Raw genomic sequence first — 20,794 nt, 5'->3', positions numbered from 1 at the left:
CGTGTCATCCATACCCGCAGACCACAATCATTCTATTAAACCAGTAATCACTTTATTTGTAAGAATTCAATATATGAAACAAATCTTCCTCAGTGAGCATCGCATCCGGGAAATCACTTTCTATTAAAGAACCTTGGTCAAATTCAGTTCCCATGATTTCCATGACAACATCACCAATAGCTTCCATTATTAGATTCATCTTTTCTTCGGCTAATTTTGAAATTATTTTTATGATTAGTTTTCCATCCTGGATAAATGACAGGAAATGCAGTTTTGGTTTATTTTCAAACTCACCAAAGTCCCTGCTATTGGATGATTCAAATTGAGAATCCAATCTTCCTAAGTAATTAAAAGTAACGTAGATATCCGGCTCCTGAATGACCCCAGGTCGTAAATACTTGATGACGCCATAATCAAAACCTTTATTTGGGATTTCCCTTATAGCATTCTTCGTGTTTTTTAAAGTATCGTCAAACGTCCCATCTGAATGCAGCAATATTGGATACATCGCAGTAAACCAGCCAACGGTCCTAGTAACATCGATTGTTTCATCCACCATTTCCCTGCCATGCCCTTCTACTTCCAACCAGAAGTTCTTCACTTCGAAAGATTGTTTCAAACCCTTTGCGATTAATGACAACAATACTTCCTCCACAGTCGCTTTTGATTGCTTTGATAATTGCTGGATCAAGAATTCAGTTTCTTCCTCACTGAATGATTTCTCCATCGTTCTTTCTTCTTTAGCTATAAAGTCTTCCGCTATCTTAAAATCCGTTATTTCACTTTTTGTTTTTTGTTCCCAATAACGGAGTGTTTCAGGGTCCATCAACGATTCATTGTATTTCTTCAAGAAGTTTGACCAGTCTTTGAATGATGACGTTTTATGAGCAAGCCTTCCTGTTTGATTGTTTAATGCCTGATCATGGAGAGTATTGAAATCCTCAAGTAAAATCCTCCAGGAAACGGCATCAATCAATAAATGATGGATTACCCAAAAGAAGCGATACTTGTTCGGTTGTTCTTTTAAAACAAGTATTTTCATGATCGGTCCATTACTTATGTCCAATGAACCTTGAGCCTTACTTTCCCATTCATCTCTCACCCATATTCGCGTTTCCTCATCCAAATGATGTATATCCTTATAGACTAACTCCCATGTTTTGTGTTCGGAGTCTATATTCCCGATATATTTATTGTCACGTTTTTCAAATAGGGTTAACAATCCATCATGATGTTCCACGATATGTGATAGGATTTTTTCAATATCCTCCATTTGAGCACAGGAATCTTTACTAAAAACAATGGACTGGTTCCAATGATTGATGAAAGCAGTGTGCTCCGCAAAGAACCATTCTTGGATGGGGGTCAGTTCCACATTCCCTCTAGTGGCTATAGGTTGAATCATGACCTTATTTTCAGTTTTCGCTATCGCTGCCAGCTCTGCTACCGTTTGATTTTCAAAAATTGATTTTGGACTGATGATTATACTTTCCTGCCTTGCTAGTGAACATATTTGAATGCTCTGAATGGAATCGCCGCCAAGTTCAAAAAAGTTATCTCGGATACTTATGTCATCCAATCCTAAGACACTTTTGAATATTTGAAGAAGCACTTTCTCATTGAACGTCTCAGGTTCTTCCATTGTATTGCTTCTGGTTACGGGTACCGGAAGAAGTGCTGAATCAATTTTCCCATTTGCATTTAACGGAAATTTGTCCACTTGCATAAAGAATGAAGGAATCATGTAACTTGGTAATCTCTCTTTTAAAAATGCTTTTAAGTGATCGTAATCTACTTGTTGCTTGGATGTGAAATAAGCGATTATTTGTTTATTTAAGTTGGGCTGATCCTGAACCTTAATGAATGAGTCACTTACTTGCGGATAAGCATTGAGGTTGACCGAAATCTCATCCACTTCGACACGGAAACCTCTGATTTTCACTTGATTATCTTTACGCCCCAGAAAAATCAACTCACCATCGCTCGTGAATTTTGCAAGGTCACCGCTGCGATACAAACGCTTTCCAGGTTTAAAAGGATGTTGAATGAACTTTTCTTTTGTTAAAGCATCATTATTCACATATCCAACAGCTAATCCTTCACCACCAATATATATTTCCCCTGCAGCACCGATTGGTACGAGTCTTTGCTCAGGATTTAATAAATAGACGTCAGTATTCAGGATGGGTTTGCCTATCGAAACTTTATTATTGGTAGTCTCATTGTTTTCATACGCTTTAAACATTTCAATCGTGGTCCATACTGAATATTCCGTTGGACCGTAGGCATTATAAAAATTTATATTTTGATAGCGATCCAGCAAGGTTATTGGACATTCAGACCCGGCTGAACCGACGAATTTCACATGGGATCCCTCTATATTGAGCTCTTGTAATACTGCGGGCGGCAATACTAGATGCGTTAACTTTTCACTTTTGATTTGATTTTCCAATGCGAGTAAATCAAACATTTCCTCCTTATTATTCCCGATATGCAGCTCTGCACCATTTAATAAGCTTCCAAAAATCTCATATATAGAAGCGTCAAAATTAAAAGTCGCAAATTGTAATACCTTTGAGGTCTCATCAAGTTGTAAGTACTTGTTTTGACTTATTATTAAATTCACTACGCCTCTATGGGATAACATGACACCTTTAGGTTTTCCTGTCGTCCCCGAAGTATAGATTATGTAAGCCAGATCGGAAGGTGCAATAGATTCGTTACAGCACTCGGTAGCCATGTAATGTACGGATTCAAGATCAATCACCTTAGCTATTTTTTTAATGGCAGGAGCCTCAACTTGATTCGTAATGCATACATCCATTTTCGAATCATTGACGATATAGTCCAATCTTTCAGCCGGCAGCATAGGATCCAGCGGAACGTATGCACACCCGGCTTTAATGACTCCCAACATGCCGATTACCATATCAATCGACCTGTTTACATGCAGGCCTACCTTATTAGAACCGTTTTCGGTATGTTTTCTAACCAATTTCGCTATCACATTCGACCTTTGATCTAATTCCAAATAAGTAATGGCCTGACCATTATCAGCAACGGCTAATTTGTTTGAATGCTTCTTGACGATTCTTTTGAATATGGAGGTGATCGTCTCATTTTGATGTGCATCCGAAACCTCACCTTGCCACTCAAATAACAAATGATTCATTTGATTGTCATCTAAATACTCCAAATGACAGATAGGTATATCCGCATTTCTGCAAATTTGGAATAACCATTTTTCGAAACTCAGCATGAGTCTTTCAATTGTTTCCCGTCTGAAAAGTTCATCGGAATACTCGAATTCCAGGATTAAGTCATGTGAACCCTTCACCTTTATAGTCAGGTCATAATTTGAATAGGGAATTTCGAATTTGTCTTGTTCAAGAGTGAAGAATGCGTTGCTAAAGTTCCCCTCAAAGCTTTCTTCCATTGCCAAAGCTGTTTGGAACAGTGGGGAATGACTGAGATCCCTGTCTGGATTAATGATTTCAACGATTTTTTCAAATGGAAAAGCCTGATGTTCCAATACATCCAAAATCACTTTACGATTCCGGTTCAATATTTCATGAAATGATTCTGATGGATCAACGGTCAGCTTCAATGGCAGCGTATTGACAAAGCATCCAACTGTCCGGGCAAATTCTTCTTGGCCACGGTTTGCCACGGTACTCCCGACAATGATTTGATCCTTCCCGGTATACCGACTTAAAAACACTTGATAGGCAGTCATCATAAAAGCATATAAAGTCGTACCATTCTCCTTTAAAACCCTGTCAATCCATGCACGAAGTTCATTCGTTATGGCCATTTCCAGTCTTTCGCCTGAGTAAGAAGGTGATTTTGGACGTTGAAAGTCAAATGGAAGTTCTAATGCTTCTTCCTCTTGATCTAAATAACTTTCCCAAAACCTCCTTTGGCTTGACGTACTTTCCTTGACCCACTCCTTATGCCAGACAGCATAATCTAAATATTGCATGTCCAGAGGGGGAATATCCCCAACCCTGCCTGTTTGAATTCCTTCATAAATCTCCAATAACTCTTCGAAAAAGGTGACAAACGATACTCCATCAAAAATGATATGGTGAAAATTGCATACCAAATAATGTTTTTCTTCATCAACTCGAAATAGTTTCATATTAAATAAATGATCATTTTCCAGGTCGAAGCATCTTTCCATTTCTTCAGTAAGATGGGAGGTGACCATTATATCGCTGACTTCGGGATCTAATCCCCGGCAGTCTTCATAGGCAATCATGTTTCGGCTTTTTTTTGATAAGAATTGAAGGATTTGATGTTCTTCTCCTTTGAAATTAGTTCGCAAAGTTTCATGGCGTTCAATCATGAAATCTAATGCCTGTTGCAGGTCATCAATGTCCACAACGCCATTTAAAATGAATTTAAATGGCATATTATAGAGCATTTTCCTTTCATCCAGGCTGTCGAACAGATACATTCTATCTTGATTATGAGAAAGCATTCCTTCACTTTTCCCACGTTTATAAGGCTTATTTACCTCGTCTTCCCTCATGTCGAGGAGCATGTCCAGAAAACTTGCCAGTTTTTCTATATTCCATTGACTTGAAATGATTTCCGGTGTTAATTGAATACCAAACTCCTGTTTTATCGAAGACAAAAACTCATCTTTTTTTTCATTTGTGCTTAGTGATTCATTCATGTCCTCTACTAGTGATAGTTTAAAAGGTTCAATAACAATTGAAATCAAGTTTAATAGCCTATCTTCCGTTTCACTGATCATCCTGTTCATAGAAAAACACCTCAATTCTTTTCCATTCAACTTAACTTATGCATATCGTCCAATTGTTTGATGAGTACTGATAGTTCCTTGATGGTGGATTGTTCGAACATCACCTTGATTGGTAATCTCACTCCCAGGTTATTCTTCACCATTTGAATAAATTGCATCGCTAAAAGGGAATTCCCCCCTAAGTCAAAGAAGTTGGAATCTGTATCTATTGTCTCTTGTTCTAAAATTTCTTTCCAAAATCCAATAAGTTTTTCCTCAATTAACCTTTCCTTCACCGCAATTGTTATCTCCATATATTTCCCCTCATTTCACTTTTGATTTTTCCAGCATTTCACTTAAGATTTGATTAAATATAGAAAGTACGGATGACCTTAACTTTGGATTGACCGCTGCCTCATTAAATTTAATTTGAACACTTGAACCAGGGGTGATGATGATGACGATTGGATAATGGGTCGTTTCCCGTCCTTCTTTCAAACTCACATTGATTTCATCATTATTAGCTAGTTTCATCGGATAGTTTTCAAAAGCATATAATGATTCAAATAGTTGGTTTTCCAAATTAGCCCACTCATAAATCTCTGATAAAGGTGTATTCTCATAGGCACTTAATTCCAAAAATTCATTTTGAACCTCATCCAGTATTTCCATGTAGGTCTTTTCATGGCTGATATGCTTGATGAACGGCACAGTGTTGATAAATGGACCAACCATTGCCTCAATATTTTGGATAGGAATATTCCTGCCGGATGTCACTACGCCGCAGCATACATATTCCGTACCTTTTATTTCTTTCAAAGTGGCTAGCCAAATGGTTAGAAAGAAAGTATTCATGGTAATCTTGTATTCCTGACAGAATCGTTGAATGGAATCACTTAATTCTTCATCCAATACTTTCAAGTAGCTATTCTCAATGTACCCCTCGCCTTCTTGCACTCCCATTAAACTGGATCCGGAATTTCGGGCACCTTCCAACTTTCCTGCCCAATAGTCCCGCAGTTCCTTATTACTTGTATAATCTTTCATATATTCAACATACTTTTTAAATGAAGGACTCACGGATGATGATGGTGTTATTGAATGATAAGCAGCAAAAATATCATTAATCACCATCGAGTAACTCCAGCCATCCATAATAATATGATGGAATGTCCATATTAATTGGTATTGATTTTCCGCAAGCTTAACGATCATGAAGCGATTCAGCTTATTATTCTCGATATCTATGATCTTATATTGATCAGCTAACAACTTTTCCAACTTCTCTTGATGATCGATCATTTCTTCATATTCAATCTCGGTATCCATGGAACTCAATAACAGTTGGTAGAATACCCCTTTTCTGCTTGAATACAATTTGGTTTTTAAAATGTCATGTTTCCCTGCAGTTGTCACAATGGCATTGGTTAATTTTTCGACGTCCAGAAAACCTTTAATATCAAAAATGAGCTGCACTTTATACTGGCTGCTTTCACTATCAAACAAGCTATGGTACAACATCCCTTTTTGCAAAGCCGTCAATTCATAAATATCAACAATTCTTGTTTCTTTGTGCAAGAGTTGGTTAAGTTCCTCTTCAGGCATATCCACCAATGGAAAGTCTTCCGGACGGTACATCTGTTTTCCCCTTGTTTCTTCCAATGTCCGTAACAATTCCTGCATATTATGTTGCATATATTGCTCAAAATCTTCTCTTACGAAATGTCTGTTATAGTTTATTTTTATGGTTTGCTCCTCATTCACTACAAGCAATTCGATATCGACTTCATGTTCGGTATAGGAATTATGTTGAATATCTTGTTCACTAAAAAAGGTGACGTCTTTTGCAGCCCATTCATTGTTTTGATGAAATCTACCTAGATTATTGAAACTGATGATCGGCCTATTTTGTTTCATATGTGTCTCGCCGCATAATTCGGTTATGATTCCATACTCAATCCCTTTATTAGGCAGGGACCTTAATTTTTTCTTTGTACCTTGAATCGTGTTCGAAATCGATTCTTTATTTTCTATATAAACCGGGCACATGGTCGTAAACCAGCCTACTGTCCTGGACAGATCGACACCTGCAAATAACTCTTCGCGACCATGTCCCTCCAAAGTAAAATGAATATCTTTTTTATTAAAATATTTCCCGATTAGCGCTGCGAAAATGGATAAGTATATTTCATCGATAGATGCTTTATACGTTTTTGTCATATCATTATAGATTTTGTTTGTAATCTCTTTATTCAGTTTCATTTCAAATGATTTTCCATCGTAAACATTTCCTGTTTTGACCAGGGCGTTTTCATATACCGTTTCATGTTCATTCAGCCAGTACTCTTTAATGCCTAAAGGAATGCTATTTTTATATTCATTGAGGTTATTCGCCCATTCCTTATATGATGTCGTTTTATTATCCAGTTTTAGTTCCTGATTGTTTATATCTTGAATATATAGCCGGTCAAAATCTTCGATCAAGATTCTCCAGGAAACCCCATCAACAAGTAAATGATGAATGATCCAAATGATTACATGCTCGTTTTGCCCAGTATTGATGCATACTATTTTCATTAGTGGTCCGTTTGAAATGTTGATGCCCTGTTGTGCACCGATCCCGAGTCTAGCTATTTCCCGTTCCTGTTGGTCCTTATTCAGGTTTGATAGATTTACGTAATTCAAAGTCCAATTTTCAGACGGGCCGATTTGCTTTTCCACCTGCGAAAATGATTCTTCTCTATTGAACCTTGATCTGAGCCCATCATGATGTCTGACGATATGGGCCATGATTCTTTGCAGTGCTTTCTCATTCAATTGCGGGTAGCCCTTTAACGTTACAGATTGATTCCAATGATTAAAATTATTTATTTGTTGAGTGAAAAACCAACTTTGAATAGGTGTAAATGGTGCCTTTCCAAAAACATCAGACTGATTTATCGTTACATCGCCCGCCAATTCCACAACCTTTGCCAGCTCTTCGATACTTTGTTTTTCAAAGATGTTTTTTGATGTGATGAGAAGATTTTCTTTCTTGGCAAGTGAACAAATTTGAATGCTTAGGATGGAATCTCCCCCACATTCGAAAAAGTTATCAAAGATGGTTATTTCCTGATTATTCAGCACCTCTTTCCATATCTTTAACAATTTTTGTTCCGTTCCATTCATGACACTTTTACTGTTAGTTCCTTCCGGGTTCGTTTTTGTATCCGGCAAGTTCTTCGCATCCACCTTGCCGTTAACGGTTAGCGGAAAGGACTCCATTTTAATGAAATAAGAAGGAATCATATAATGGGGAAGATGATTCTTCATATAATCCCGGATATAATTTTCTTCAAGGTCATTGTCGGAGATATAATAGGCCATGATGAATTTCTTCGATTTAGATTCATCTTTTATCGCTATATAGCAATCCTTTATACCAGGGCATTTATTTAGAACTGCACTGACCTCCCCAAGTTCGATACGATATCCGCGTATTTTCACTTGGTCATCAGCCCTGCCTGCAAAGAGTAGATTTCCATCTTCGGCATACTTAACCAAATCTCCAGTTTTATATAGTTTCCTTGAGGGATTGAACGGATTTTGAATGAAACTTTCATCGTTTTTCCCCGGATTATTTATATACCCCCTTGCAATGCCTTTCCCACCGATATACAGCTCGCCTATTTGACCTTTAGGAACAGGCTTCATCCTGGAATTGAACACGTATGCTTCTGCATTTAAGATTGGCTTTCCGATCGGAATCACTGTATCATCACTTGGAAGTACCTTATATGCTGTCGCAACGACCGTGCCCTCCGTTGGACCATAATTATTATATAAATCAAAGCTCAAACGCTCGGGTATCGTTTTTAAACGATCTCCCCCTGTCAAAATAGCTCTGATAGATTCTGGAAATTTCATATCGTTAATAAATAATTGCTCGAGCAGCCCCGTTAAAAAAAAAGCGAGTGTTACCTTCTCCTTTTCCATCTTCTCCGAAAGGATCTCTACATCCAATAAATCATAGTAATCCAGTATCAGGAGTTTATTCCCATTCGTCAGATAAGGGAATATCTCCCAAACGGAAGCGTCAAAAGATGTATTCGAAACCAGTACTGCTGCATCCTTTCCATCTACTGAATAATAATTGATATGCCAATTACAGAGGTTGGCCAACCCTCCATGTTCAATCATGACCCCTTTAGGTTTTCCCGTTGTTCCTGAAGTGTAGATGATATAGGCCAGATCACTTTCCGATATCTTTCTTGAATGGAATTCTGAGCACTCCATTTCCCGTTCTTTTAGTATGTCTTCGATACATAATAGTTTTCCTTCTTCACCGGGATACTTTGGAAGTCCTTCTTCATTACTTAAGCAATATGTGATTTGAGAATCCTCAATCATATGTTTCAGCCGTGACTCTGGCTGTGATGGGTCCAAAGGCACATATGCCGCCCCAACTTTCATAATGGCTAAAATGGCCGTAACCATATTGATCGATCGATCCATAAAAATCCCAATTCTATCCTCTACACCTACATGATTTAGGAATAAGCGTTGTGCCACTTGATTTGCCCGGGCATTTAACTCGCTATACGTCACCTGATCATCACCATGAACAATGGCAACATCATTGAAATTTGTACTCACTTTATTCTCAAACCTGGTTATTACATCTTCAAAACGATGATCTTCCACTTCTTGAGTTACATTGCCTGTCCCCATTTCGATTAATGATCGCAACTGTGCAGGCTCTAAGTAGGTAATGTCCTTTATCCGCTTGCTTGCCTTGGTTGTAATCTCTAACAGCCAATGCTGAAAATTACTAGCCATTCTTTGAATCGTCGTTTTGTTGAATAATGAGTTGTTGAATTCAAATGAAATGACTAATTCATCCTCATCCATTTCTTCTGCCTGAACAACCAAATCAAATTTAGCTTTAAAGGTATTGATTTTTCTCGGTTTTAACTTGAAATTCCTATATGCCAGCTTTTCTTTTTGGTTATTTTGCAGGACGAATACTGTATCGAACAATGGCGTATTTTCCATGGTTCTTTCTGCCGATAAATATTTCAAAATCTCCTTAGTAGGTAAATTTTGATGGTCAAAAACACCTGCAATTTTTTTTATGTTTTTTCGCAAAATCCCTTCAAATGAATCTTCCTGGGATACATGTAATTTAAAGGGCAAGGTGTTGACGAAATATCCTATCAATTGTTCAGTATCCACATGGTTTCTCTTCGCCAAAGGGCTGCCGACGACAACTTGCTCTTCATCAAAGTAAACCGATAAAAAGGTTTGATAGGCGGTAAGTAAACTCATGAACAAAGTCGATTTCGTTTTTTTATGAAGGCTTTCCAGGTTGTCTTTAATTTCTTTAGGTAACAAAAAGCTGATAATATCGGACGCGCTTTTACCTTCTCCGTTTTTTTGATGATCATATTGTAAAAAAGACTTTTGCCGTAATGCCGCTATTTCATTGATCCAGAACTCATTATCCTTACCTGTTACATAATTTGGTGAGTTTTTTTGCCATAAAGCATAATCACCATATTGGATTGCTTGGTTATCTCTATCATTTCGGTCGCCATTCTCGATTTCCTCATAAATGGAAAACCAATCATTGATCATTATTGGAATCGACCAACCATCAAAAATAATATGGTGGATGTTACATAATAATTGATATTCACTTTCATTCGTCTTCACTAACGTAATTGATAGGAGGGGACCATTTTCTAAATCAAATTGCCGTTCCGCTTCTTCCTTCACGAAGTGATTCACTTTTTCTTCCTGCATGTCTAAAGGAAGGTCCGAAACATCGAAATAATTAATAACATGATGAATCGACTCATCGAAAACCAAGATGCCCATTCCAGCTTCTTCCCTAATGACACTTTTTAAAATTTGATGTTTATTGCTTAGCTTATTTAACGATAATCCCAGGTTTCCTTCATTCACTTCACCTGCTATTTCATACGAAAAAACGATGTTATATAATGATTTGTCCACATTGGTTTGATGAATGAACCACAAATTTTCTTGCTCATATGTTAAAGGGTATGTATTTCTGACATTGATATGGATAGGTGTATAATCTTGCTTTACCTCTTCTTTTTGACGAGCTTCTATGACTTCGGATAATTTCATAATCGTATCGTTTTCCAATAAAACGGAAGGAGCAATTTCAATCTGAAATTGATTTTTAATATTGACAATCAATCTCATTATCGATAATGAGTTCATTCCACTTTCAAGTAGCGACTGATTATTTTTTATAACCCCATTGCCTATGATGCTAACAACCAATTCCCTTACTTTTTCACTTATAGTTTCATCTGCTGGACTCTTGATATTCGGTGTAGCTTCACAGTCTTTTATTATGAATTTTGGTAATAGTGATTTATCCAGTTTTCCATTTACAGTTAGGGGGATGTTGTCCACCTTGATAAAAAAGCTTGGAATCATATACGCTGGCAATGAGCTTTTTACACTTTCCCTCAAATAATCAGCAGCGAATTCTTCATCAGCAACATAGTATAAAAATAAATGCATATCATCGTTAAACGCTTTATCCATCGTAACAACTGCATTCTTGATGTTTTGCAATTCATTATACGCGCTCTCAATTTCCCCTAATTCAATCCTGAAACCTCTTAGCTGCACTTGCTCATCATTCCTGGAGATATATTGCAGATCACCATCATCCAACAGTTTCACTACATCCCCTGACTTATAGTAGCGGACATTATCAATATCCGTAAATTTCATCTCATTCATCATCGGATTTTTATAGTAGCCAAGCGATACACCTTTTCCTGAAACGTATAACTCTCCCTCTTCATCTCCAGTTACTTCTTGTCCATTTTGATTCATCACTTTGAATCCAAGATGAGGCAGGACTTTTCCGATATTGGTCATTCCTTTTTCCACATCACTATTGGCGATTTCTTTGTATGTTACATGAACGGTAGTTTCTGTTATTCCATACATATTTATTAGCTTTGGCAGCCTGCCATTTTTGGGAGAAAACCACTGCGTCAATTTCTTGAAGTTTAATGCTTCCCCTCCAAAAATAATGTATTTTAAACTTAATTCATTTTGACGATTTAGGAGCTCACCACTCACTTCGAAGAAAGCGCTTGGCGTACAATTAAAAACGGTTGTTTGTGTATTTATCAATAATTCAACAAAGGATATTGGATTTCTGCTTTCTTCAAATGAAACCACTACAACTTCTCCGCCATATATCCAAGCCCCCCATATCTCCCAGACGGAGAAATCAAATGCGTAGGAATGGAAAAATGTCCATTTATCTTTATTAGTAAATTCGAACAAATCGTCGCAGCCATAAAATAAGTTCATGACATTTTCATGTGAAACGCAAACTCCTTTAGGTTTTCCTGTAGAGCCCGATGTGAAAATGATATAGGCTGGATCCTCTGGGTCAATTAAAGTATGTAGATTCTCACCTGTCATTTCTTTTGAATTCTCTATCACTTCATCAATGGATACATAATTACAATCAATGTCTTTAATCCGGCTTTTATCTCCAATTAATAACTTCAATTCTGAATTCTTTATTATATGCTTTACTCTTTCATCAGGACTTTTAGGATCGATAGGTACATAAGTAACACCCAATTTAAGCAGGGCTATGATTAAAAATAAAACATGCTCGGATTTTTCAATATAGATTCCGACATTGTCTCCTTTATTTATCCCTTTGTCCTTTATGTACATTGCCATTTTATTTGCCAAGATATTCGTTTCTTTATATGTAAATTGCATATCCTTATTTCTTACTGCAATATGGTCTCCATATTTCCTGACACTTTCTTCAAATAAATTCGCTAAAGAATTCATATTCATCATTTTCCCCCATTATTTTAAATATGTGCCTGATGCAACTGTCAACATATGAAAAACCAAAGAAACCAAAGCGATTACAATCGTTATGATCCATGCGTTTCTTCTCTTAATGAGCGCCAATTTTTCGAGACTATAGCTGAATAGAATTAAACTGACAATGTAAAACAACTCAAACTCGGCCATGAATGTGTGAAGGATGGAGTTTTTATCATGCACCAGTAAGGATAAACTAGTGAATGTCGTTTCCTTGCTCTTAACCAATAATGCGATGATTGCATTAACACCAGATCCAATCACGATGCATATCCCTGCATTTATGACAGCTTGGCAAATCCCTTTTATATTTACCGGCCTTTCTTTTAAAACTAAAAATAATAGGCACACAATTAATATTTGAATGATGAATGTAACCAATAATCCAAGAGCTCCCATTACAATTGTGTTAATGGCAAAACTCGTTGCCCCGATCTCTGAAATGGACATGCCATTTAATACGTTCATCCCTTTTTGATCTGCAGAATATAACAAAAGCGTCGTTTCGACACCTGCTATTAAACTGAGTAGCAATAACGAAATGATTAACTTGTGAACTCTTTCCTCTTTTTTAAAAAGATAGTGTACTAATCTGTTATTGTTTTTTAATTCAGCATTCGCTTCCATTTTCAATTCCATTGGTATTCCCCCTCAATTATTTTCGTAGAATTTATCGGAAAGGTAACACTCCTTATTTCATCATTCACGAGTACAACCGTTGATTTATATTGGGTAAAATTTTTATAGAAAAGTGAGATGCTATCTTGATCCATATCAACCTTGGAAATTTCATAGATTTCAAGTGGAGAGGTCAATCCTGTTTTTAGTATCTTTGATAGACTTTCTTTTGCACTAAAGAAAACTTCTTTACTTAAAACACCATCGCTTTCCTTAATCATTTTTTTCTCGGATTCCGTTAAATAGGTTTCTAAAAATTCAGAATCTGATTTCGTTTTAGTCTCAATATCGATTCCCATTGGATGCAATTGATCAAAAAGCAATATTCCGAATGTTTTATCCGTATGTGTGATGGATATACCCATGTTCATTAATAAGAACAAGTTAGTAACAATAACCGGCTGTCCAAAGACTCCTTTCAACAGGGATACATTCTTTATTTCATCCAAACCAATACCTAAAAACTCCATAATTGCTTTTTTTCCAAAGTACAAACTTTTCCTTGCTTCGATGGATCTTTTGGGACCATTTTGCAAATTTAGATAATTCCATTCTTTTTCGTTGAAAACATCATCAATATAGTCCAAATTGACTGAATCCGCTTCATAAAACTTGATATAAGATTTATAAATTTTTTTATTATTCATAAAATATTCAATCAATTATAATTTTCCTCCCCTCTTTTATTCCGCATTTTTCTCCATTTTTTCCCTCTAAAATTTCTTTTTTAAAACAATTATTTCAATTCCTGGGTTAAATATTACCTATTATCATTATCGATAACACTTTATCACAACAATTTTGCCGAGTCTATTAAAAATTTGTAAATTATCTACATTACATAATAACTTTACCAATTTTTATTATTTTTCTTTTTTAGTAGTATTTTCATAGGACTTATCGTGGGAATTTAGAATGAAAAAATCCCTTGAAATTTTCTAATTAAAAAAGCCATATTTTATTTTTCACTATAATTTGTGAAAAATAAAATATGGCTTTAATACTGTTCCATCATTTTGGTTGTTTAATAAAAATGTGCATGGCCTTTTTTAATATCTCATTCTCTTCCTGTAGATCTTTAATTATTTTATCCTTTTCCTCTTTCAGACTGAGCCCCGAAAAACCTTTACTGGAGTCCGCCAAGTCAACTTCATTTGTTTCCTTATAGATATTGATCCAATTTCTTAATGTAGGTATGGATATATTAAGTTCTTCGGCCAATTCTCTAGGCTTTCTGCCTTCTTCCAATACTAATCGAGCAGCATAAATTTTAAAATCTTTATCATGGTGCTTCCCCATAATAAGACACTCCTTTTTTAAATTTATTTAGTGCCGATTTTCTGTACTTCCTTTATCAAACGAAAATATTTTTCTAATATAAAGACTTTCATAAATTTAATTTCAATCTATTAATCAAAATGGAATTGATCGCTATTGAGATCACTAAAATCATTAGCGCTCCAATCAGGGGTTGGACACTGAACCACACCAAGCCAAAATGAATCGCTGTTACCAAGATTAATAATGGCAATCCATAAAGCAGGCTTATTAATACATTGGGGTTGGATTTAATTGCAGCAGATGGGTTCTCCCATTCTATACTAGGATTTTTCATATCATATAATGGTGTTAGAAGATTATAGCAAACCACTAGACAAGAAGTGATTAATAACATGACTGCATGTTCCATTTCCCAATAGCCAAATAGGGCAAATATCAAAAAGCTGATCACTACGGCTATAATACTGATTATTGATGAAAATATCACTTTAGAAAAATAAACATATTTTTCATCAAACGGGACGCTTTTCAGTAAATAATGATATTTACCTTCTCTTGAATATGGGGTTCCGCTTATATTATTTATACAACACAAGAAAAGGACCGAATAGGAAAAATATTTATCAAAGACTCCCTCTTTCGTTATATTCAAATAATTCGGGAACACTTCATTCTGAATCAGCAATAACATGACAAGTGAAAAAATCGGCGGCAAAAGAAGACCTAAAGCGATTTGCATCTTAAAATATGCTTCTGACTTAATGATCCATATCTCTCTTTGTAAATAGTTACTCCATTGATTTTTTGATATATTAACCTTTGAGTTTTTCACATTCGTTTTGTTGTTTCCCAATATCCCGTTTTTAAAGTAATGAACAGAAATGTTCTCTATAATCATTGAATACAAAAGGAAACCAATTGCCAGTATCGAAATATAAATAATAAAGAATTGAACGGTTATTTCATTTGATACAAAAGCATCCAGTATCCATTTAATCACTGGAATCATATTTGCGGTTTCAAATATATGTCTCATCAACAATTCCAACGAGTTTTTTAGCCCTTCAAAAGAATTCAAATCTATTTCCGAGATGACCTTTGAAATGGCAACTGATGATTTTCCTGCAAAATATACAATCGAAATAATCGTAAGCGTTAGGATGATAGCAATGTTAACCATTAAGTATGCTACTTTACTTTTGAATCTATAATAATGCCTATTCATGCACGATAGGATAAAAGGCAGGAACAAAGCCGTTAAACCATTGACAATTGGTAAAAACGTGATTAATTTAATCGCTTCGATAAACTTTAGATCGACTATCAAGAAGCCTAATGTTGGCACTTGGATCATCATTGATAAGGTGATCGGGACCCATAAGCTACTTAACACTTTGGCCCTTGATATTTCCTTATAGGTGAGTGGCAGAGGTGCCAATACTTTAAATTCATCATAAGAAAATATTTGTGATGTGGACAAATAGCAAACCAACGCAAAGACGAGAATGCTGGAAATCGTTAAATTATAAAATAGGAAGACCTGGGTATCTCCAAGAAAATAAACAACGGCGTTAACGACAGTCAGCTGCAAAAACATATAAAAAACGGCTATTATCAGGACAGCCTGCAACATTGTCTGCTTGGGCATTTTATAGAAGGAAGAAACGAAAAATCTAGTTAACTGAAGTTTTTCCTTCATATACCTGAGCCTCCATAAAGGTAGATTCTAATGAACTTTCACCTATTATATTTTGTATCTCATCATGCAGGATGATTTTTCCCTCTTTTAAAATAGCCACTGTATTACAAATTTTCTCCGCCACATCCAGCAGATGCGTCGAGAAAAACACTGTACCGCCCATTTCAACATATTGTTTGATTAACCCCTTAAAAACTAAAACGGCGTTTGGATCTAATCCGTTCAATGGTTCATCCATAATGATGATCGGGGGATTAATGGTAAAAGCCGCTATCAGGGATACCTTATGCATCATTCCATAAGAATAACTTCCCATTGGCTTTTTAATGGACTCCTGCATCCCAAACCGATTGATATATTTCCCCAACCGTTCTTTGTCATCATTTCCATATAGGTTCATCAAGAAACGAATCCAATCAAATCCCGAAACATTGTTAAACACATTGATAGTATCAGGAATGAAGAAAAATTGTTTTTTATATTCAATGCCGTCTTCTTTGGTCAGGCCATTTATTTCAACCTTACCATTTTCTGAATCTAAAATGCCTGTAATAATGTTCAGCGTCGTGGTTTTCCCTGCACCATTTGCTCCTATAAAACCTAAGGTTTCCCCTTTTTTGATTTCTAGATTTACACCATTCAAAATCTTCTTGGCCGAGTAGCTTTTCTCCAAATCTGTGATGCTTAACAAAGTTATCATCCTCCCATCTCTTCATGATTAACACATTTCCATCCCCAACTTATTCATTATTGAACTTCTTTTTAGAAATCCATATGTTCGTTATCAATATCGTTACTGCCGTCCATGCAAGTGCAGCTAATGCACCCCAAATCGCCTGTGAATTGACTGTGCCTAAAATCAGTACTTCCATGGCATGCTTACTCATGCTTGCCGGATTCACATTGTCTATTACCGGACTTAATCCAACTATGATTCTACAGCCAAGGAGAAATACTATCGAAATTAATGCAATGATACCCTGGCTATTAAAAATGGTACTGATCATCGTCGTGAATGAAACGATAAATAGGATCCACAGCAGATAGAACAATAAAGCCACTATTAAATCCCCAAAATCAACACTCGTAAACAAAAAAACTACATACAGATATGAAACCAAATATCCCAATGCCACACTGCAGGCAACAAACAGGTAATTGGAAATGATTTTCCCGCTTATATAAGATCCAACCGTCACAGGCCTTGTAAGTATGAAAGCAAGCATCCCATTTGCTTTATCGGATTGAACGACTCCCATCATGGAAACGATGATGATCATGACCCCTAGCTGATCAAATTGAGACCCTAAAGTACTGGCAAGAACTTCGCCGCCTTTTTGGGCAGCCATGCTTGGATCAATGGTGATCCCTTGGCCCCCGCCCAGTGCCTCTAATATTGAAGGTAAATAATAGCTTACAACTGGTTGAGTTATTCCTAAAAATATAAATACAAGCGGCAGCCAAATCACTTTAAATTCACGTACCATCTGAACAAATTCCTTTTTAGCTAAAACGGCAAAATTATTCATTTTTCCACCACCAATTTTAAGAATATCTCTTCCAATGTATCGTTATCTATTTCGAACCTAACAAGATCAACATTATGCTCCAAAGCATTCGCCAGTAACATATTCTTGTTTGACTCAATATCTTCCACTTCTATCTTCAATTTATTTCCCATTACCTCTACACCTTTGACGAAGTTCAAGCTTTTAACGTTTTCAATCCATTTTTGACTTTTAGAGGTTATGTCGACATTGATTTTATTTCCGCTATTTCTATTCAATAATTCTGACATCGTTGTGTCCTCAATTTTTTTACCGCTTTTTATAATGACAAACCTCTCACATATTTCTTCTGCATCGCTTAATATATGCGTCGATAATAAAATTGTCGTATCTTTCTTTATCTCTTTTATGATATTCAACACTTCTCTCCGGCCAATGGGATCTAATGCCGAAACCGGTTCATCCATGACAATCAATGCCGGTTTATGTAACAGCGCCTGTGCAATGCCAAGCCTTTGTTTCATTCCGCCCGAAAAAGTCCGTACCTTTGAATTCTCTTCCCCGCTCAACCCCACTTTCGATAATATCTCTGGGATGCCGTTTAATAATTCCTCCCTCTTGATACCCGAAAGCTGCCCCATGAAAGTAAGGGTTTCTTTGGCGGTCATCCATTGAAAGAAGTTAGGATATTGTGGTAAGTAGCCTATTTCCTTTTTCATTTTTGAAATTTTCTTACCGTCAAGCAATACTTCTCCCATACTTGGATCTATAATATCTGCAATCACTTTTATCAGTGTCGATTTACCAGCCCCATTTGGCCCAATCAATCCAACACATTCCCCTGATTGCAATTCCATTGAAAAATTATTGACCGCTGTTTTTTCTTTAAATTTTTTTGTAACATTTTTAATTTCTAATTTCATATTCTTTCACTGTCCTTTCTACCGATAACGAAGTACAGAATTGGACCGATAGTATTTGCAAAAATAATGATGAGTGTCCACAATAAAACATTTTTCCTCGTCTTTCGATTTCTGTATAAATCAATTAATGCTATAAGCACTAAAATCATTCCAATTGCAATTACCGGTAAAATGATCGGCAGAATAGACATGAAATCAATATCTTTCAATTCGTTCCATCCATAATGCAATTCCATATATACCACTCCTTTGGTAACGAAATATTATTATCATTATCGATAATGATAACATCTAATTTGGAATTTTGCACCTATTTTTTTCTTAATAAAATATTGTTTTAGTTTTTATTGTTATTTATAATGATAATATTATCATAATGAATAATAATAAAAATATAGCGATATTTATTAATTTTCATTAAATGTAGACATTTTTCAAAAAAATTAAAACAATTAAAAAATACTTATTATTTACTTCGAAAAAATATTTCGGTACTATTATTTTTCGAACCGTGTCATTTTTATTTAAATGACAATGATTCAAACATTACAATATATGACGAATTAAACTTATTATTCATGACCAACAGGAAAGTTCACTAAAAATTATCCAGTTATAATTTCCAATGTGAGGAGAATAAGATGATTAATAAAGCTGAAATTTTAATGCACCCAGTAAGAATAAAGATTACCCAAGCTTTAATGAGAAATAGGGAAAATGGTTTAACACCATTAGAAATGTTAAAAATCATTAAAGATGTACCCCAAGCAACATTATATAGACATATACAGGTTCTTTTGGATTCAGGGGTCATTCGCATAGTAAAAGAGAAAAAAGTGAGATCCGTTTCCGAAAAATACTACGTTTTAAATGAAGAAGAAGCACGACTTAGCGGGGAAGAATGGAAAAAATCCTCTAATGAAAAAAAGGTGAACTATTTTTCTTATTATCAATTATCCCTTATGACCCAATATCAAAACTATCTTACTAAATTGGAAGAAAGAGACTGCGCAGAAGATGGTTCAACCTTTTCCCTTTTAGAACTAAAGCTTGATGATGAAAGCTTCCTTAACTTCCAAAATGAATTGAACGATTTAATGTTAAAATACTACAAAGCAACGAATCAAAGTGCCAAACAAGACTCTCCTATTCGAACAATCGGCGTTACAATTATTCCAGAATCATAAAAAATGAAAAGGCTGTTCCAAAACCTTGGACTCAAAAACGAATATTATAGAAAAAACCGTTAGGAAACATATCTATATATTCACCAACCAGTCAGATTGCAGTCCATGTTTTGAAACAGCCCTATAAATTCCATAATGGGCTTACCACCCGTTATGGGTCATGACTAAAAGTGATGCACCCGCAATCAGCAGCTCCCCAATGTTTCCTTTATACTTCCGTATACTTCGTCCCACAGGTGTTTTTCTTCAGCAAAAGCCGCAGTTATCTTTTTAATAACTGCTTTTTGCTCTGCCTCGAAACGTTCATCATCCTTGGCAGGCAGGTCAGACCTTAACTCCATTACGAACTCTTGTACCTTTGGTGCACGAGGTCCCCAAACAGCTTTTTCTTCACCATCCTTATCAATGAATATAAAAATGGGAATCGAACGCGCTGTTCCATTCGTTAAATATTGATCCATCAGTTCAAGATTTTGATCTCGTAAAATCATGCGAGTTTCGATATTTGCCGCTTCAGATATATTCAGCAGTATAGGAATATTCATCATCGCGTCTCCGCACCAGTCTTCAGTAATGACAATAACTCGAAGTTCCTTCTTCTTTAATGCATCAAAAAAATCTTGGTCCTCTGCAGAAGTGGAAAAACCTTGCTGGATCGATTGTAAGTTTTCTTTATGAACTTTCATCGAAGATACAAATTCTTGAGCAGGAATCCCCTTTTCAAACCATTCATTCAGTGTCTTCATCGTATTTCTCCTAACTATTTTTTAAATTAAAAGTACCATAAACCACTTATTATTTCATTGTTTCCACTCCGAAGAATAAAATGACAAATTGGTAAATTAAAACCATGTTTTCTTTCCCGTGTAAAGGGAAAA

13 protein-coding genes are annotated in these 20,794 nt (G+C 35.8%); 1 reads left to right on the top strand and 12 read right to left on the bottom strand.

The genetic code is table 11. The features are described 5' to 3' along the window. Window positions 1-52: 52 nt before the first annotated feature. The 11 genes from ADA55_RS03470 to ADA55_RS03420 all read right to left on the bottom strand — a co-directional run bounded on the left by ADA55_RS03470 (window position 53) and on the right by ADA55_RS03420 (window position 18,965). Window positions 53-4,771, bottom strand: a complete 4,719-nt coding sequence (locus ADA55_RS03470) for a non-ribosomal peptide synthetase (protein WP_048679064.1) — start codon at window positions 4,769-4,771, stop codon at window positions 53-55. A 26-nt stretch (window positions 4,772-4,797) separates the two neighbouring features. Then, window positions 4,798-5,064 (bottom strand): phosphopantetheine-binding protein, encoded by a 267-nt coding sequence (locus tag ADA55_RS03465; RefSeq protein ID WP_048679062.1) that lies wholly within the window; start codon window positions 5,062-5,064, stop codon window positions 4,798-4,800. Window positions 5,065-5,074: 10 nt separating this feature from the next. Beyond that, window positions 5,075-12,607, bottom strand: coding sequence for a non-ribosomal peptide synthetase (locus tag ADA55_RS03460; protein WP_048679061.1), 7,533 nt, complete (start codon window positions 12,605-12,607; stop codon window positions 5,075-5,077). A gap of 12 nt (window positions 12,608-12,619) precedes the next feature. Further along, entirely contained in the window at window positions 12,620-13,279 is a 660-nt protein-coding gene (locus ADA55_RS03455) for a hypothetical protein (RefSeq protein ID WP_048679052.1), read from the bottom strand. After that, on the bottom strand, window positions 13,270-13,980 hold the full coding sequence (locus ADA55_RS03450; RefSeq protein WP_048679049.1) for a 4'-phosphopantetheinyl transferase family protein: 711 nt from the start codon (window positions 13,978-13,980) through the stop codon (window positions 13,270-13,272). Before ADA55_RS03450 ends, ADA55_RS03455 begins: the two co-directional genes overlap by 10 nt. Before the next feature lie 349 nt (window positions 13,981-14,329). Next, on the bottom strand, window positions 14,330-14,617 hold the full coding sequence (locus tag ADA55_RS03445) for a transposase (RefSeq protein ID WP_048679046.1): 288 nt from the start codon (window positions 14,615-14,617) through the stop codon (window positions 14,330-14,332). An 88-nt stretch (window positions 14,618-14,705) separates the two neighbouring features. After that, window positions 14,706-16,298, bottom strand: coding sequence for a hypothetical protein (locus ADA55_RS03440; RefSeq protein WP_048679043.1), 1,593 nt, complete (start codon window positions 16,296-16,298; stop codon window positions 14,706-14,708). After that, window positions 16,273-16,989 (bottom strand): ABC transporter ATP-binding protein, encoded by a 717-nt coding sequence (locus ADA55_RS03435; RefSeq protein WP_034305539.1) that lies wholly within the window; start codon window positions 16,987-16,989, stop codon window positions 16,273-16,275. The genes ADA55_RS03440 and ADA55_RS03435 overlap by 26 nt, the downstream gene beginning before the upstream one ends. A 49-nt stretch (window positions 16,990-17,038) precedes the next feature. Then, window positions 17,039-17,827: an ABC transporter permease gene (locus ADA55_RS03430; RefSeq protein WP_048679040.1), complete on the bottom strand. Its 789-nt coding sequence runs from the start codon at window positions 17,825-17,827 to the stop codon at window positions 17,039-17,041. Beyond that, on the bottom strand, window positions 17,824-18,729 hold the full coding sequence (locus ADA55_RS03425; RefSeq protein WP_048679037.1) for an ABC transporter ATP-binding protein: 906 nt from the start codon (window positions 18,727-18,729) through the stop codon (window positions 17,824-17,826). The genes ADA55_RS03430 and ADA55_RS03425 overlap by 4 nt, the downstream gene beginning before the upstream one ends. Further along, the gene (locus tag ADA55_RS03420; RefSeq protein ID WP_034305547.1) at window positions 18,726-18,965 is read right to left on the bottom strand and encodes a PLD nuclease N-terminal domain-containing protein; all 240 of its coding nucleotides are present in this window, start codon (window positions 18,963-18,965) and stop codon (window positions 18,726-18,728) included. Before ADA55_RS03420 ends, ADA55_RS03425 begins: the two co-directional genes overlap by 4 nt. Window positions 18,966-19,370: 405 nt before the next feature. On the opposite strand from ADA55_RS03420, the gene ADA55_RS03415 reads away from it, so the two are divergent. Beyond that, the gene (locus tag ADA55_RS03415) at window positions 19,371-19,916 is read left to right on the top strand and encodes a helix-turn-helix domain-containing protein (protein ID WP_034305549.1); all 546 of its coding nucleotides are present in this window, start codon (window positions 19,371-19,373) and stop codon (window positions 19,914-19,916) included. Window positions 19,917-20,101: 185 nt separating this feature from the next. Here the strand turns inward: ADA55_RS03415 and ADA55_RS03410 are convergent, their stop codons facing one another. After that, window positions 20,102-20,662, bottom strand: coding sequence for a thioredoxin family protein (locus ADA55_RS03410; RefSeq protein WP_048679033.1), 561 nt, complete (start codon window positions 20,660-20,662; stop codon window positions 20,102-20,104). Window positions 20,663-20,794 lie beyond the last annotated feature (132 nt).

Source organism: Bacillus sp. 220_BSPC, assembly GCF_001054655.1.
Lineage (GTDB): Bacteria > Bacillota > Bacilli > Bacillales > DSM-1321 > Peribacillus > Peribacillus frigoritolerans.
Note: the sequence above shows the minus strand (reverse complement) of the source record. Positions and strands in the feature narration are given on the sequence as shown.